Raw genomic sequence first — 13,842 nt, forward strand, 5'->3', positions numbered from 1 at the left:
TAGAAATAATTTTGGAGAAACAATGATTCAATATTTAAAAAACAATCGATTACAAGCTTTGTTTCGAGGATTCCTGTTTGGAACATTTGCATTAATGAGCCTTCATTGTGCGTTTCGACCTTCAGGTGATCTAAAAGGATATGAATCGTATTTTCCTCATGAGAATCCAAACACTTCCATCCAAAAAGGAAAGATAAGAGTTACTTTTTTAGGTACGACATCCATATTGTTAGATGATGGAGAAACACAAGTTTTAACCGATGGATTTTTTACGAGACCGTCATTGTGGAAAACGGCATTTACAAAAATCGAATCTGATCCCGTCACTCTGACTTCTGTTCTAGAAAAGGCAAAGATCAATCGATTGAAAGGCATTTTCGTTTGCCACTCACATTATGACCATGCCATGGATGCACCATTTGTGGCAAAATTCACCAAATCAAAGTTATATGGATCTAATTCGACAATCAATGTTGGACTTGGGGCAGGTTTAGATAAGGAAAACATGGAAGAGTTTCAAGTTGGAAAACCAATCAAACTGGGAAAGTTTACCATTACTGTATTAGAGTCCAAACACACTCCTCCTTTTCGTATCTTAGGAAAAACTAATGCAACGGATCCAAATTTTCCTAACATCACAACTCCGCTAGTCCCTCCAGTAAAAGCATTAGAGTATATAGAGGGGGGAACTTTTGATTTTTTTATCCAACATGGTAAAAATAAAATTGTGATCAAAAGTAGTACCAATTTTGTAAAGGGAGCATATGACAAAATCAAAGCAGATGTTTTGTTTTTAGGAATTGCCCAATTGTCCTTACAACCAAAACCTTTCCAGGAAGAATACTTCGAAGAAACCATTCAAAAATTGAATCCAAAACTCATCATTCCCATCCATTGGGATAATTTTTTCAAACCACTAAACAAACCGTTGGAACCAAATCTGAAACTTGGAGATGATTTTGATGCCAATATGCAAGAATTGTTAAAAAGAACATCGAAAGACCAAATCCAAGTTCAGTTGTTACAGGGTTTTGAATCTCTTGATTTATTTTAATTATTTAACCTAGGTTAAAATTTTTCCCGATCATTCCACACTCTATAGATAAAGCCAATCATTCCATTGATTGGCTTTGAATACTAGTTAGTAGGAGTGAATGTGATGGGTATTTTGAATCAAAAGAATGGTAAAATCATTACGCAATCGAAAGAGAACAAGGATAACAAACAAACTGATTTTCTTGGATGGGGAAAATTTAGATTCTACTTGGTAACATTGTGTTTAACGAGTCTATTGCCATCTGGACTTATGGCAGATCCCGAAGGAAAACCTAAAATTCTTGTGGTGATGAGTGCCTCCGATACAATTTTGTTAGATGGTTTCAGAAAACATCCAACAGGTGTTTTTTTAAATGAACTCTATTTTCCTGTTAAAATGTTACATGAAAAAGGATTCGAAATTGTGTTTGCGACACCATTTGGAAAAAAGACAACAATCGATCCCGAAAGCACAAAAGAAAAATATTGGAAATCCAACGCTGAAAAAGAGGAAGCAATCCAATTATTATCATCGTTTCCTACATACAAAAAACCAATCACTTTAGAAAAAGCGATAGGAGACAATCATACATTTTTGGGAATTTTAGTACCTGGTGGACAAGGGCTTATGACCGATTTGTTGTACGATGGAAAAATACCACAATTACTAAAAATTTTCCACGAAAAACAAAAACCAATCGGACTTGTTTGCCATGCACCTGCTTTGTTAACTACATTACACTTGGAAGGTGAAAATGAACATTTTATTTTCAAAGGATATAAAGTGAATTCAGTAACAAAAATTGAAGAGTGGTTTATTGAAACGTTTGTCATGAAGGGTACACCCAAAGTAAGAAATATTTCAGGATCTCTAAAAGATTTAGGTATGGATTACAAATCTTCTTTTTTACCTGGTCGAAGTTATGCGATACGAGACAGAAATTTAATCACATCTCAAAATCCATTTTCTGGCATCGAATTTAGCGAATTGTTTTGGGAAGCTATTCAGGATTATTTGCAAAAAAACGTTTCCTCAACCGACTAACTTCCACGTTTGTGATTCCCAAATAGGCAGCTTGGTCTATTTGGGAAATTCTTGAAATATGAGGGTAATATTCTTTTATAAATTCTTGGTATCGGTGACGAGCATCTAAAAGCAAAAAATCGGAAACACGTTTTTCTTTTTTTAAATACAGAGTCGTTAAAAATTGAATGAGAAATTTTTGGAAGGAGGATTCCTCTCCAAACAATTGTTTCCAAACGTTTTTTGGTAATACGAAAACTTCAGATGTTTCTATCGAAATGATGGAATAGGTACTTGGTTTTTTTTGCAAAATACTTGGGATACTTCCCAGGAATGAACCTTCAAAGAGAAAGGATTTGATCCATTGTTTTTTCGTGTTATGATAAACAAGTTTAAACGCACCTTTTTTCACATAACCAATGCTATCGAAAGATTCGTTTTGTTTTGCATAGAATTCTTTTTTCCTTAATTTTATAAGTTTGCCTTTGTTTTGGAAAATCTCAATGATTTGTGCCCACTCATCTGTATGGTTTTGTAATTGCGTCATAGGATTCCCATTTCCATTACGAATTCAGAAGTTTGATAGAAAATAATATTTAAAAATTTAATGTAAGTTCAAAATTTTTTACTTTTTCTATATACCCTGGCAGGTATATAGTCTAATGGATAGGAGGCAGTTATGTCTGAAGTTTACCCAAAAAGTTTTGAATCCTTACTCCAAACTCATGATAAACCTATTTTAGTGGATTTTTGGGCTCCTTGGTGTGGTCCCTGCAAAATGGTAGCGCCTGAACTTGAAAAACTTGCCAAGGACTGGAAAGGAAAGGTTTCCATCATCAAAGTGAATACTGATGAAAAACAAGAAATTGCTGGCAAATATGGAATCTCAGGAATACCAACATTTATTTTATTTAAAAATGGGAAAGAGATTCATCGTATTTCTGGTGCTATGCGAAGTGAAGAGTTTAAAAAAGTTTTTGGAAGTTACATTTAACTCTTTATTTTTTACTTGAACCATCCAAAAGAGTATTGGATTCTTTGTTTCTCTGAGGTGAACCTTCTTGAAAAAAACAATCTTTGCTCTTTTGTCATTTTATTTACTATTCTCCTATCAAAGTTCGATTGAAACGTCAATTGTCATTGAAAGGATCCAAGCAGCTTCTTCCGCAGATGGAACCATTCCCATCAATGTATTCATCCCTGGTAAACTATGGAAACCGGAAACAAGTTTAGATGGGATTACCATCTTTTTTTCCAATGGAGCTAAATGGAACCAAGCTGGGAAAACAGATGGACGTGCTTACTTTAATGAAATATCCATCGAATGCCAAGAGAAAAAAGGATACGTAGCTTTTTATAAAGATGGAAGTTATGCGACTAATTTTGACTGCTCAAAAGAAACACCACTCAAAATCAAATCCAATGGTGTCCATGTTATTTATCTTTTACCCGATGCTGCCAATGGTATCAAAACAGTTTCATTTTTTAAAAATGGAAAAAAACTCGATGTACTTTATCCGGAACCAGTAGAAGGACAGGTAACTGCTAGTAGTACTTTGCCTAACTATCCCGCCTATGGATTGTTTGATGGGAGTATCGATTTTGCTTGGGTGGAAGGTGTAAAAACCGATGGGGTGGGAGAATCCATCCAAGTGCAATTGGAAGACAAGATTGATTTAGCAGGGATTGAGATTTTTAATGGTTACCAAAGGTTGGATGCACTTTTTCATAAAAATGGATCGGTCACAGAATTACTTGTGTCCAACGGATCGGAATCCTTTGTTATCCCTGTAGCGGACAAACAAGGAGGACAAAGGATTTTTTTTCCAAAAACTCTTTCTGGCAAAACCTTTACTTTTACGATCCAAAAGGTTAGAACAGGGAAAACTTGGAAGGATACTGTGATCGCTGAAATCATCTTTCTTGGTGAAAAAGGAAAACGATTTACCGTCTTTGATCAGAACGCTAACGAATTCAAAGAATCGATTATTTCCAAATCCAAAAATACGATTCTTTCTTCTATAGTGAACAAAGCTTACTTTGCAGATATACCTGAAGGGAGAATGGATTATGTCTTTCGATCAAATGGATCCTTTGTGATTTGGTTAGATGATCTGAATGAAAAACGAGTGTTAGATGGTAATTGGGTCTTTTTGGAAGCTACAGCCACCGAAGCAAAAATTAAAATTTTTGGTCGTGATCACAAAGTGGTGACCCAAAGTTTAGATTCCAATAGTCCTTATTCTGAAAAAACGGAAGAGAAATCAACGGTGATCTTTGGTGATACGCTGATCGTGAAAAAAGTTGGGAACGGAATCCAAATGGTGGGCAAAAAAGTCCAAATTTCCAATTAACTCGTTTGTTTGATTCCTTATTTGGTAAGGACATCTATTGGTATGGTGTCCAAGCAATTTCACTCATAGAAACTGGAGAATTACATTCTCCAGATCGTTCTCCTGTTTTTCACATTGTTGCCCTCGTTTTTCGGTTTTTAGGAACCAACGACCAAAGTTTATTTGTATTTCAATTACTAACAGTCATTTGGTTATTAACCTGTTTATATTTGGCTAGGTACTTACTCAAATCATCAAATGAATCTTGGAATCCGTTACCAAGTGTTATGGTTTTTGTTTTGGGTTTTCTTTATCCAAAACAAGCTTGGGCACTTGGATTTCTCCTTTTGACATATGGTATTTACTTTTCAGATCGATTCACAAGAAAATATGGTAAATGGTTGATTGTTGGAATCTTTTTTCTATGCACAACTTGGTTTCATACCATGGTAGGGGTTTTGGGACTAGGACTTTGGTGTATTTATAAAATTCCAAGAAAGTATGATTTAATTCTATTTTTGATTTTGGTCATCGTCCCATATTTGCTTCCTACAAATGATAATGACCGTTTTGTGGTGGATGGTAAAACCTTTCCAATCTATGCAGCATATGAAATAATGGGTATTGGGATTTTGTGGGATTGGATTGTATTGATTTTTGGAAAAAATGTTCCAGATCGATACCTTTCCATTCGCCTTAACCTTGGTTTGATCGGAATGTTTCTCGTTCTACCGTTGTTTCATTTTGCCGATATCCAATTTCGAATTTTAATCTCTTTTCTACTTGTGACAGAAATTTTTTCCCAATTCAATTCCAAACAAGTTCTCATTACAGCTGTTAGTTTTGGGTTGTGGTTCTTTGTTTTGATCCAAACTCCCAATTTATTTCGTTACCCTTATGAAACTATGTGGATTCCAGGGGAAAAAGCCGCATCTGTTTCGAGTAATGGTCTGCTTGTTGCACACCATGGTTTCTGCGAATACTATCATTTTCAATTTAGAAAGGATTGTATGTCTTGGGAGCCAGATGACAAAGCCATTTCGGAACTTCCTAGAGGAACGCAAGTGTATCGACTTGTATATGGCATCCGAATGGAAAACCTCCGTGCCAGTAAAGAGAATGGAAATCCAATTTTTTCTCTCATAGAACCCATGGGTGAATACCAACTCGTATTGGAGAATGATTGGCAACATTACCGTCATTGGTTAGAAAAAAGAAATTCGAAACTAATATCGATTGCCAAGTCTTGGAAAAATCCATATCGTAAACGGCCAGGATTCATTCAGAGAAAACAAAAATATGGGATTTAGGTTTCGAAAACACATTCCTGGATTATTCCCCAAAAAAGTTCACAGAAGTGAACTCCGTCTCTTCTTAGGAAAATTGTATTTCCAATGGAAAAGAAACTTTGTTTGGTTATGCGAACAGAAATTCTTCGCTAAAAAAATTGTGGAATCGAAACTTATTGAGAAAGAATTTCCAATTTCTATAGTTTCACACAATTCTCCCATCTATCGAAAACTGAAAGATGTTCCTATGTACCTCCAAGAAAATAAAAAAGTCAATTTATCAATCGCCTTACAAAAGATAAATGGAATCCTTTTGGAACCAGACCAAGTTTTTTCTTTTTGGTATTTAGTGGGGAAACCTACGAAACGAAAAGGTTATTTGCCAGGGATGCAGCTTAAGAATGGCGGGTTTGTGGAAAGAACAGGTGGTGGTCTTTGCCAAATGGCAAATTTAATTTATTGGATGACACTCCACTCGCCACTCACGGTAAAAGAAAGATGGCGGCATAGTTTTGATATCTTTCCTGATTCCAACCGAACACTTCCCTTTGGATCGGGGGCTACCTTGTCTTATAATTACATCGACCTACAAATTCAAAATACAACCAAACAACCGTTTGTGTTACATATTTGGATTCAAAATGATCATTTAAATGGTGAATGGAGAACGGATCGTGAAATCCCTTACTCTTACTCCGTTTATGAATCATACCATGCTTTCCATGCCGAGCCTTATGGTGGTTATACACGTAGGAATACTATTCGTAGAAAGGTTTTCTTAAAATCCACAAAGGAAATAGTGGATGACCAATTGGTCACAGAAAATATCGCTTGGATGATGTATGAACCATTATTAGAATCAGATCAAAGGAAAAATGATCCCACACAGTGATTTGCTCAGTTGTATCCATTTTGCAATTATATTTGGAATAAAATAAGTGGAAGTGAGCAGGAAAGATGGAAGGTCGTGGTATGTTTAAAAATTCTGAAATTCGTATCAATCAATTGCATAATAGAATCGTAACTTCCTTAAAAATGGTTATAAAGAGTTCCTATCTCCCTTTTCTTTTTCTAACAATCCTAAGTTTTTCAATACACAGTGAGGAAACGAAACTCATCGTTTTTGACAAAAAGGCCTATCTACATTCTGCTACAAAAGATCCAAATCGTGTTTTGGTTAACTTAGAAACCATTCCCCAAATTGTTTTGGAAATTCGTTATGCCACAGACAACAATTTCTCGGGTAGGAAGATTTACACCCTCGGTAAGGCCTTTGCTAGAAAACGAGTCGCAGAGGCTCTCCGCAATGCCCAAATGGATTTTTTAAAACAAGGATATTCGATTCAGGTTTACGATGCATATAGACCATATCGCGCGACTGTTACGTTTTATGAATTGATCAAGGATACTCGTTATGTGGCATCTCCCAAAACCGGATCAAGACATAACAAAGGTTGTGCGATCGATTTAACTTTGGTAGATAACAAAACGAAACAGGAATTACAAATGCCAACCGAATATGATTCCTTTGAAAAAGCAGCTTGGGCGAATGCTCCGGTATCTGATCCAATGATCAAACAAAACAGAGACAAACTCATCGCCGGGATGAGCCGATTTGGATTTAGAGTCAACAAAACGGAATGGTGGCATTTTGATTTTTTGGATTGTGCAGGGTATGAAGTATTGGACATTCCATTTGAAGAGTTACAAGATGATGGTGTAAGGTAATACGAATGAACAAACGAATTTTACTCTTGTATTTGATTGTATCTAATTCTCTCTTTGCAAAGACCAAGAGTCTTACCTCCTTTGAAGAAAATGGATTGTACGGATTTAAAGACAAAAAAGGAAATGTGATTATTCAACCCCAATATGAACAAACAATGGAATTCACTAGCACCGGTGTGTCCTTCGTTGTTTCAAAAAATAAATGGGTTTGTATCGATCAAAAAAACAATGTATTACTCGAAAGTTTTCTGTATGACAATGGTCCTGACTACCTTTCTGAGAAGCTCGCAAGGTTTGTGGAAAATGGGAAAATGGGATTTCATAACGAACGTTGCCAAAAGGTCATTGTTGCAACTTATGATTTTGTATATCCTTTTGAAAATGGACATGCGATTGTATGTAACGGATGTGAGTTGAAACCAGAAGGAGAACACAAACGAATTGTGGGTGGTTTGTATGGACTTATTAATCGAAAAGGAAAATTGGTGGTGCCGGTCCTATATGATGCGATCCTTTCTTTCGATGCCAAAAAACGATTGGTCGAAGTGAAGGAAGCTGGGAAGACTAGAAAGTTGAAAATGGAATAGGAATGGGTAAGAATTTTTCTTATCATTTTAAGAATTTAGAAATATATTTCCTCTTTTCGAGCGATTCCAGTTTTGTCGAATGACTGCACCTACAGCAGTCGAAATTTATACTCTCTCTTCGAGAGGTATTTTGAAATTAGAGCCGTAGTATCGATAATTTGAACACAACAGTTGATAAGTGAAAATTTAAATAATCGTTTTGACGCTAAACGCCTGTTGGTCGGACAAATTAGCTTCAAATTGCAAAAAAAAAGTTATCTTTGATCAATCTCACTCAATTTTTTTTAATTGTGTTTGGATAGATTTTTAAGGAAAATTTCAAATTTGATTGTGAGAATTTTTAATTAGAATTTATGATTCAATAAAAAAAGAAATGGAATAATGTGATGTTCAAAGCGAGTTTAAAACCAATGACAAAGCGTCAGCTTCAGGAGATGAGAAGAAAGGCTCAGGAAATGTTAGATAACCCCGATTGGCCGGAGGAAATTGAAGAGATAGAGTATTCTGATGAGGACTCTCTAGCAATAAAAATCTATTTGGAGCATTTGGATTTGATCATGCAAGAATTAAAGATAGATTTTGCTACGGCAATATTGAACCCTCCAGTTTCCCTTCGGTCTAAAAACATACCAAGATCTTTGCTCGAACTTTAGATTTTGTGATTCAGTGAAATTTGAATTTTTAATTTCCAGTTTTGATCCTCCATCCAACCGATCCCTGCGCCAGCGATTGTAGCGGAAATCCTTTCGTGAAGCGAAAGATTGGAGCGTAAAGCGCGGTCGATTTGGAATCGATTTCGAATGAACTATCAATTCGAGGCGCCAAGAATTGATTCGAAGCAAATAGATTGCGAGTGTTAAGCGAACAATTCAAAACTTTTATTCGATTTATATTACTAAATGAAATGCGCAAAGATTTGGATTATTTTAAATGCGGTTGGAAACTTGGCAAAAAGAATTGGTAATCTTTTTTTCCAATTTGGATGAGCCGAAACGTCTCTTCTTCTGTTTCCAATTGAATTTGGCCAAAAAACCAACCGAGTTTTGTTGACGTGTTTTGTAATTTTACGAAGTCAATTGGGATGTGCGTTGGGTTTCCTAACATTGGATTACGGAGCAAATGGATTTGTTTGTCCGTGAGAACCAGTAACCATTTTCCCGCCGTATGTTTTTGTTGTTTTGTTTCCAAAAGGCCAATGGTATACCCTTGGATGGTTTCATCCTCTTGAAGGTACTGGTTTAGGATTTTAAATTCAGGCACATACAAAAATAGAACGTCGACACTGATTTCAGGGTGATTGGAAAGTAAAGTTTGGATTTGTGATTTGATTTGGTCCGAAGTTTGCATTATTTTCCTTTCACCTCAAGGTAGAAGTGCCAATTGTGTATGTTTGTTCCAACTTTGGCAATAAAAAAGGCACCCAACTTTCGTCAGATGCCTTTTTTGATGTAAATTAAAATTTCCGAATCTTATTTGAGATTCAAAATTTTTAAACTGCGTTGACGACTAAATCTCCACCAGCCTTCACTTCGCCAGCTTCGTTTTTTGCTTCTACGAGAACTGTCACAGTTTTTTTACCATCTTTTTCAAATTTCTTTTTGATGGTTCCAACAACTGTTAGTTTTTCGCCAAGTTTTGTCATCGCTTTGAAAGTCACACCAAAGTATGCGATGTCTTTTTGGTCTGCCCAAGAAGTACAAAGCCTTCCTACTTGTGCCATCACGTACATACCGTGAGAGATAGTTCCATCTAGACCTGCTTTCCTTGCGAAATCAGGATCATTGTGAATGGGGTTAAAATCTCCAGATGCCCCCGCATAACGAACTAAATTTGCATGTTCGATCACAGGAACGTCTAGCGGAGGAAGAGTTTGACCAACTTCTACTTTATCAAATTGAATTTTTGCCATTGTTTGCCTCCTTGGAATTAATCCTTACGAATGAAAATCGCCATCTCTGCAGAGAGAATTGGATCATCTTTTTCGTCGAAAATGGTGGTTTTGAAAGTTACGATTTCTGCTCTTCCCACTTTAACGTCAGAAATCTCAGATTGTGCGTACACTTTGCCCGGATATAGGATTTTATGGTACGTGTATTCTTCTTTCAAGTGAAGGATTTTGGAAAGGTCGATCCCAAGTTCGGCCATATCGTTCCAAATCTTTGGGTATCCCCAAAACATGATGACTGTAGGGAAAGTTGGTGGAGCGGGAACATCTGAGTATCCTGCTTTTTTTGCTTCTTCTACGTCAAAATAGATAGGGTTTTTTTCGTTGATGGCGAGGCAAAATTCTTTGATTTTTCCTCGTTCCACTGTGAAATCAAAACGATCTAGTTTTCTTCCAACTATATCTTTTGTTATTGCCATTGGCATTTTCTCCTTAGTGTTTGTCGATCCAAGCAACTAATTCTTGTAAGACGATAGCTCTGTCTTTAGGAAGTTCGTTCATGGTTTCATGGTATAATTCATCAAAAAGTCTTTTGGTTTTGTCTTTGGACGCAACACGTTCAAAGGCATCGTTTGTCCCTTCAGGGAGAGCAATTTGGTCCTCTTTCCCATGGAACATGTAAATTGGCACTTTGATTTTTTCGGCAGATTCCAAAGCAAGTGTATAACAATTGAGAAGGTAATCGCCTAGATAAGCACAAACATTTCCATGTACAAGTGGGTCCTTCACGTAAGCATCAACTACTGATTTGTCACGAGAAATGAGATTCACATTAAGACCAGTTGGGATAGTGAGAGTCGGGAGCGCTTTAGCTAAAAAACCACCTGCTGCTTTTTTAATGTCCATCACGATATCAGTTTTCACTTTTATGGGAAGGGCACTGCAGATATAAGCATCCAAATCATTTTGGTAGTTGTCAGTGGCTGTGTATAAGAAAGTGATGGCAGCACCCATAGAGTGACCGAGTAAAGTGACTTTACTAACACCTTCATTTTGTTTGGCGATATCAATCAGTTGTTTTAAGTCGGCAAAAAAATCAGAAAAATGAGTGATGACACCACGACGTCCATCGGACTTACCATGGCCTCGACAGTCGATCAGGTAAATTGCATAATTACGTTCCGCCATCGCTTCCAATAAAAAATTATAACGACCACCATGTTCCCCGATCCCGTGGTGGACAACGAGCACTCGTTTGACACCTGACTTTGGTCGGTAGATTTGGTAATAAATTTTACCACCATCTTTGTTTTGAAAGGTAGACTCCACGCGGGAGTAGGCTTGTTCCCAATTGCTCATAGATGTCAAGGATGGACGATGGAAACCTAAAAAGAAACAACTTTTCCTATTCTTAGGAAACCTGTTTTGCAAACTGGTTCCAAATGCGAAAGATCCTTCCCTTCGCCCTAGTCCTTTGTTTTTGTCTCATTCACTGTTTGAACAAATCGGAATTTCGTTTCCCTGTGGATTTGGTTTTGGAATTAAAACATGCTAGGTCTAAAATCAAAATTGCTAAGGATCCATTACCCTACCATTGGAAAAAAAATCCAGGGAGGCAAAGTGGACTGCCTCTGTCTCGAAAATGGGAAAACACGCAGATCACCTTTAACACAAACAAAGATATATTTTTAAATCATTCCCTGGATGCTCTATTTTTCCCACCAGGACAAGAATACCAATTTACGATTCCGAAAGGAAGTTACCAATTTTCTTCGCTTATGGGTCTGTTAGGTGAAAAAGAATTCCAATCCTCAGTATCAGGAAAATTGAAATTGTATTCCCAATCAGAACTCATTTTGGAATGGGACTTAACGGGCACACCTAAAGAACAGTGGCAAAAAAAAAGGGAAACTATCACTCTTGATGGGGACTTACGCCTTGTTTGGGAGAGTAAGGATAGTTATCTTTTTGTCGGTGAACCTTTGTTATATCCAATTGAGTGGTCAGAGACTTTTTCCAATTTGAAAAAACCCAAATCAGTGATCTTGATTGTCATAGATTCCGCAAGGAAAGATTTTTTTGGTGCATATGGATTTAAACACTCCGTTACACCTGTAATGGATGAACTTGCGAAAGAATCAGTGTTCTTTGAAAATCCATTCGCAAATGGGAACTGGACAAAACCTTCGATGATGTCTTTTTTTCATTCGGAATACTCATCTAACCTCGGTTTGGGGAATTCTTGGTTTTCTACAAAACCCTACCAACGAAAAGTGTATTACGGAAAAAAACGTGATAATTTAGCCAAAACATTTCGGGAAGTTGGGTATTTTACCCAAACCATTATGAATAATGTGTTCTTTTTGGATTATACAACTGTGGGATTGGATTTAGGATTTCATAATTCTTTCCAAGTTGGGATGGACATTGTGGATACAGAAGTCCTGACAAACGAGGCCATTTCGTTTGTGTCCGAGAAAAAAGACATTCCATATTTTTTACATTTTAATTTGAACACTCCACATGCATCCTATTCTCCTCCGCAAGAAGATATGCAGGCAGTACGTAAGATTGTCCCTGACTCCGAATTTTATCGATTTGAATCCCCCGTACAGCGTTACTTAGGTGAAATGCACTATACAGACCGTGAGATCGGTCGTTTGGTAACTAAATTAAAAGAACTTGGAACTTATGATGAGACCATGATCATCGTGACCGGGGATCACGGTGAACTATTTAGCCCAGAACATGATTATAGTTATCATTTTATCATGCAAACACGGTTTGGTCATGGGGAGACCCATTATGATGAAGAAATCAATGTGCCTTATTTTATCAAACTACCCAAATCACTGGCAGATAATTTGGTAAATAAACAAAACAAATCATTGTTTAGCGAAGATAAAGATTCAATACAAAACCGCTACCCGATTGTGAAACACTTCACAACACAAAACCAATTGGAAAACGTATCCGATTCTCAAATCGGTTCACTTAGAATTGAGAAAACACAAATCCGAATTTCTGGTCAGTCATCGTTATTATCTTTGGCACCAACCATCCTGGGATTTTTGAATTTGAAACCCCAAAATGCAACTTACCAAGGAGTGGATTATGCAAACTGCATTTTACAATCCAATCCGTGCCCAGTGGAAAAATATATTTATACGGAAGGGAGGATGTCGGAATCAGTTCGAACAGAAACCTATAAATACATCCGTCGTTATCCAGGATTTACGACGGTTAGGCGAACCGTTGCTGGTGAACCCCATACTATGGCCGAAGAATTGTACGATCTTAAAAAAGATCCAAAAGAACTGCACAACTTAAGTTTAGAGAAGGATGGGGAAACTCTTTTGCAAATGGCAAGAGTCGATTTTAGAAGGGAAAACTTTTTGAAACGGAATGGTATTCGCATATGGATCCCAGCTTGTGAGGAAGCGATCTGCCGTGATTTTTTATCGATGAATGTGCAAGGTTCCGTTTATGATTGGGAAGCGCCCGAAACAGTGCAAATACTATCAGGTTCTGCAAAATCAGTATCGGTGACTAAGGAATCTCAAAAACGGAATGAGCCGAATGGATCTAAAAAAACAAACGATCCTAAACATCAAAATTTGGACCAACCTGAAGAGATTATTCTGAAAACGGTAAATCCAGAACTAGGAGCTTATTTTCAATTCACTCGGAATGGAAAAACGATCCCTGTTCGTTTTGGAAGGTTTGGATTGGAATACCAAAGGTCCATGTCGAATCTCGATGACTTAATTGTATCGGAAAGGCAACCAGAAGGACTCTTCCAATCACCACTACCATGGGTATATAATGATGGTGCCTTTAGTGGATCCGGTGAAACAGAAGTACAAAAAGAAATGGGTAAAGAAGTGAAAAAAATATTAGAAACTTGGGGTTACATACACGAATAATTGCTCGTAGTGAATACGGGTATTTTCTTAGTCTA

At 36.9% G+C, this 13,842-nt stretch carries 15 protein-coding genes; 10 read left to right on the forward strand and 5 right to left on the reverse strand.

The annotated features are described in order from the left end of the window. Nucleotides 1-22: 22 nt before the first annotated feature. Together EHQ43_RS04435 and EHQ43_RS04440 are read left to right on the forward strand one after the other, a co-directional pair. Complete coding sequence (locus tag EHQ43_RS04435) at nucleotides 23-1,054, forward strand: MBL fold metallo-hydrolase (protein WP_135770223.1); 1,032 nt, start codon at nucleotides 23-25, stop codon at nucleotides 1,052-1,054. Between the two features lie 105 nt (nucleotides 1,055-1,159). Next, nucleotides 1,160-2,080, forward strand: a complete 921-nt coding sequence (locus EHQ43_RS04440) for a type 1 glutamine amidotransferase domain-containing protein (protein WP_135770224.1) — start codon at nucleotides 1,160-1,162, stop codon at nucleotides 2,078-2,080. Here the strand turns inward: EHQ43_RS04440 and EHQ43_RS04445 are convergent. Then, nucleotides 2,037-2,606 carry a Crp/Fnr family transcriptional regulator gene (locus tag EHQ43_RS04445; RefSeq protein WP_135770225.1) on the reverse strand — a complete coding sequence of 190 codons (570 nt, stop codon included), beginning with the start codon at nucleotides 2,604-2,606 and terminating at the stop codon, nucleotides 2,037-2,039. The two genes, EHQ43_RS04440 and EHQ43_RS04445, sit on opposite strands and share 44 nt — an antisense overlap. A 132-nt stretch (nucleotides 2,607-2,738) precedes the next feature. On the opposite strand from EHQ43_RS04445, the gene trxA reads away from it, so the two are divergent. From trxA to EHQ43_RS04480, 7 genes are all read left to right on the forward strand, one after another. Further along, on the forward strand, nucleotides 2,739-3,053 hold the full coding sequence (trxA, locus tag EHQ43_RS04450) for a thioredoxin (RefSeq protein ID WP_135739939.1): 315 nt from the start codon (nucleotides 2,739-2,741) through the stop codon (nucleotides 3,051-3,053). Between the two features lie 67 nt (nucleotides 3,054-3,120). Next, nucleotides 3,121-4,413 carry a discoidin domain-containing protein gene (locus tag EHQ43_RS04455; protein WP_135739938.1) on the forward strand — a complete coding sequence of 431 codons (1,293 nt, stop codon included), beginning with the start codon at nucleotides 3,121-3,123 and terminating at the stop codon, nucleotides 4,411-4,413. 5 nt (nucleotides 4,414-4,418) lie between these two features. Continuing rightward, nucleotides 4,419-5,702: a hypothetical protein gene (locus EHQ43_RS04460; protein WP_135770226.1), complete on the forward strand. Its 1,284-nt coding sequence runs from the start codon at nucleotides 4,419-4,421 to the stop codon at nucleotides 5,700-5,702. Then, on the forward strand, nucleotides 5,692-6,573 hold the full coding sequence (locus tag EHQ43_RS04465) for a VanW family protein (RefSeq protein WP_135770227.1): 882 nt from the start codon (nucleotides 5,692-5,694) through the stop codon (nucleotides 6,571-6,573). The genes EHQ43_RS04460 and EHQ43_RS04465 overlap by 11 nt, the downstream gene beginning before the upstream one ends. 80 nt (nucleotides 6,574-6,653) lie before the next feature. Beyond that, complete coding sequence (locus tag EHQ43_RS04470; protein ID WP_208730888.1) at nucleotides 6,654-7,409, forward strand: M15 family metallopeptidase; 756 nt, start codon at nucleotides 6,654-6,656, stop codon at nucleotides 7,407-7,409. Nucleotides 7,410-7,414: 5 nt separating this feature from the next. Next, a complete protein-coding gene (locus EHQ43_RS04475; protein WP_135753391.1) occupies nucleotides 7,415-7,996 on the forward strand; it encodes a WG repeat-containing protein in 582 nt (193 codons plus the stop codon). 386 nt (nucleotides 7,997-8,382) lie between these two features. Further along, entirely contained in the window at nucleotides 8,383-8,649 is a 267-nt protein-coding gene (locus tag EHQ43_RS04480) for a hypothetical protein (RefSeq protein WP_135739934.1), read from the forward strand. Nucleotides 8,650-8,917: 268 nt separating this feature from the next. Here EHQ43_RS04480 and EHQ43_RS04485 read toward each other — a convergent pair whose 3' ends face one another. The 4 genes from EHQ43_RS04485 to EHQ43_RS04500 form a co-directional block, all read right to left on the reverse strand. Beyond that, complete coding sequence (locus tag EHQ43_RS04485; protein WP_135739933.1) at nucleotides 8,918-9,343, reverse strand: PH domain-containing protein; 426 nt, start codon at nucleotides 9,341-9,343, stop codon at nucleotides 8,918-8,920. Between the two features lie 142 nt (nucleotides 9,344-9,485). Next, nucleotides 9,486-9,905: a MaoC/PaaZ C-terminal domain-containing protein gene (locus tag EHQ43_RS04490; RefSeq protein ID WP_015677334.1), complete on the reverse strand. Its 420-nt coding sequence runs from the start codon at nucleotides 9,903-9,905 to the stop codon at nucleotides 9,486-9,488. Nucleotides 9,906-9,922: 17 nt separating this feature from the next. Then, entirely contained in the window at nucleotides 9,923-10,360 is a 438-nt protein-coding gene (locus tag EHQ43_RS04495; RefSeq protein WP_135739932.1) for an FAS1-like dehydratase domain-containing protein, read from the reverse strand. A gap of 13 nt (nucleotides 10,361-10,373) precedes the next feature. Then, nucleotides 10,374-11,240 carry an alpha/beta hydrolase gene (locus EHQ43_RS04500; protein ID WP_135739931.1) on the reverse strand — a complete coding sequence of 289 codons (867 nt, stop codon included), beginning with the start codon at nucleotides 11,238-11,240 and terminating at the stop codon, nucleotides 10,374-10,376. Between the two features lie 83 nt (nucleotides 11,241-11,323). Here EHQ43_RS04500 and EHQ43_RS04505 point away from each other — a divergent pair, with 83 nt between their 5' ends. Then, the gene (locus EHQ43_RS04505) at nucleotides 11,324-13,807 is read left to right on the forward strand and encodes a sulfatase family protein (protein WP_135739930.1); all 2,484 of its coding nucleotides are present in this window, start codon (nucleotides 11,324-11,326) and stop codon (nucleotides 13,805-13,807) included. Nucleotides 13,808-13,842: the final 35 nt, after the last annotated feature.

It is taken from the genome of Leptospira bouyouniensis (assembly GCF_004769525.1).
Classification (GTDB): Bacteria; Spirochaetota; Leptospiria; order Leptospirales; family Leptospiraceae; genus Leptospira_A; species Leptospira_A bouyouniensis.

Excerpts from the sequence above, each read along its gene's own strand:
- EHQ43_RS04435 (WP_135770223.1), top strand. The coding sequence starts at position 23 with ATGATTCAATATTTAAAAAACAATCGATTACAAGCTTTGTTTCGAGGA.
- EHQ43_RS04440 (WP_135770224.1), top strand. The coding sequence starts at position 1,160 with ATGGGTATTTTGAATCAAAAGAATGGTAAAATCATTACGCAATCGAAA.
- EHQ43_RS04445 (WP_135770225.1), bottom strand. The coding sequence starts at position 2,606 with ATGACGCAATTACAAAACCATACAGATGAGTGGGCACAAATCATTGAG.
- trxA (WP_135739939.1), top strand. The coding sequence starts at position 2,739 with ATGTCTGAAGTTTACCCAAAAAGTTTTGAATCCTTACTCCAAACTCAT.
- EHQ43_RS04465 (WP_135770227.1), top strand. The coding sequence starts at position 5,692 with ATGGGATTTAGGTTTCGAAAACACATTCCTGGATTATTCCCCAAAAAA.
- EHQ43_RS04470 (WP_208730888.1), top strand. The coding sequence starts at position 6,654 with ATGTTTAAAAATTCTGAAATTCGTATCAATCAATTGCATAATAGAATC.
- EHQ43_RS04475 (WP_135753391.1), top strand. The coding sequence starts at position 7,415 with ATGAACAAACGAATTTTACTCTTGTATTTGATTGTATCTAATTCTCTC.
- EHQ43_RS04480 (WP_135739934.1), top strand. The coding sequence starts at position 8,383 with ATGTTCAAAGCGAGTTTAAAACCAATGACAAAGCGTCAGCTTCAGGAG.
- EHQ43_RS04485 (WP_135739933.1), bottom strand. The coding sequence starts at position 9,343 with ATGCAAACTTCGGACCAAATCAAATCACAAATCCAAACTTTACTTTCC.
- EHQ43_RS04490 (WP_015677334.1), bottom strand. The coding sequence starts at position 9,905 with ATGGCAAAAATTCAATTTGATAAAGTAGAAGTTGGTCAAACTCTTCCT.
- EHQ43_RS04495 (WP_135739932.1), bottom strand. The coding sequence starts at position 10,360 with ATGGCAATAACAAAAGATATAGTTGGAAGAAAACTAGATCGTTTTGAT.
- EHQ43_RS04500 (WP_135739931.1), bottom strand. The coding sequence starts at position 11,240 with ATGAGCAATTGGGAACAAGCCTACTCCCGCGTGGAGTCTACCTTTCAA.
- EHQ43_RS04505 (WP_135739930.1), top strand. The coding sequence starts at position 11,324 with ATGCGAAAGATCCTTCCCTTCGCCCTAGTCCTTTGTTTTTGTCTCATT.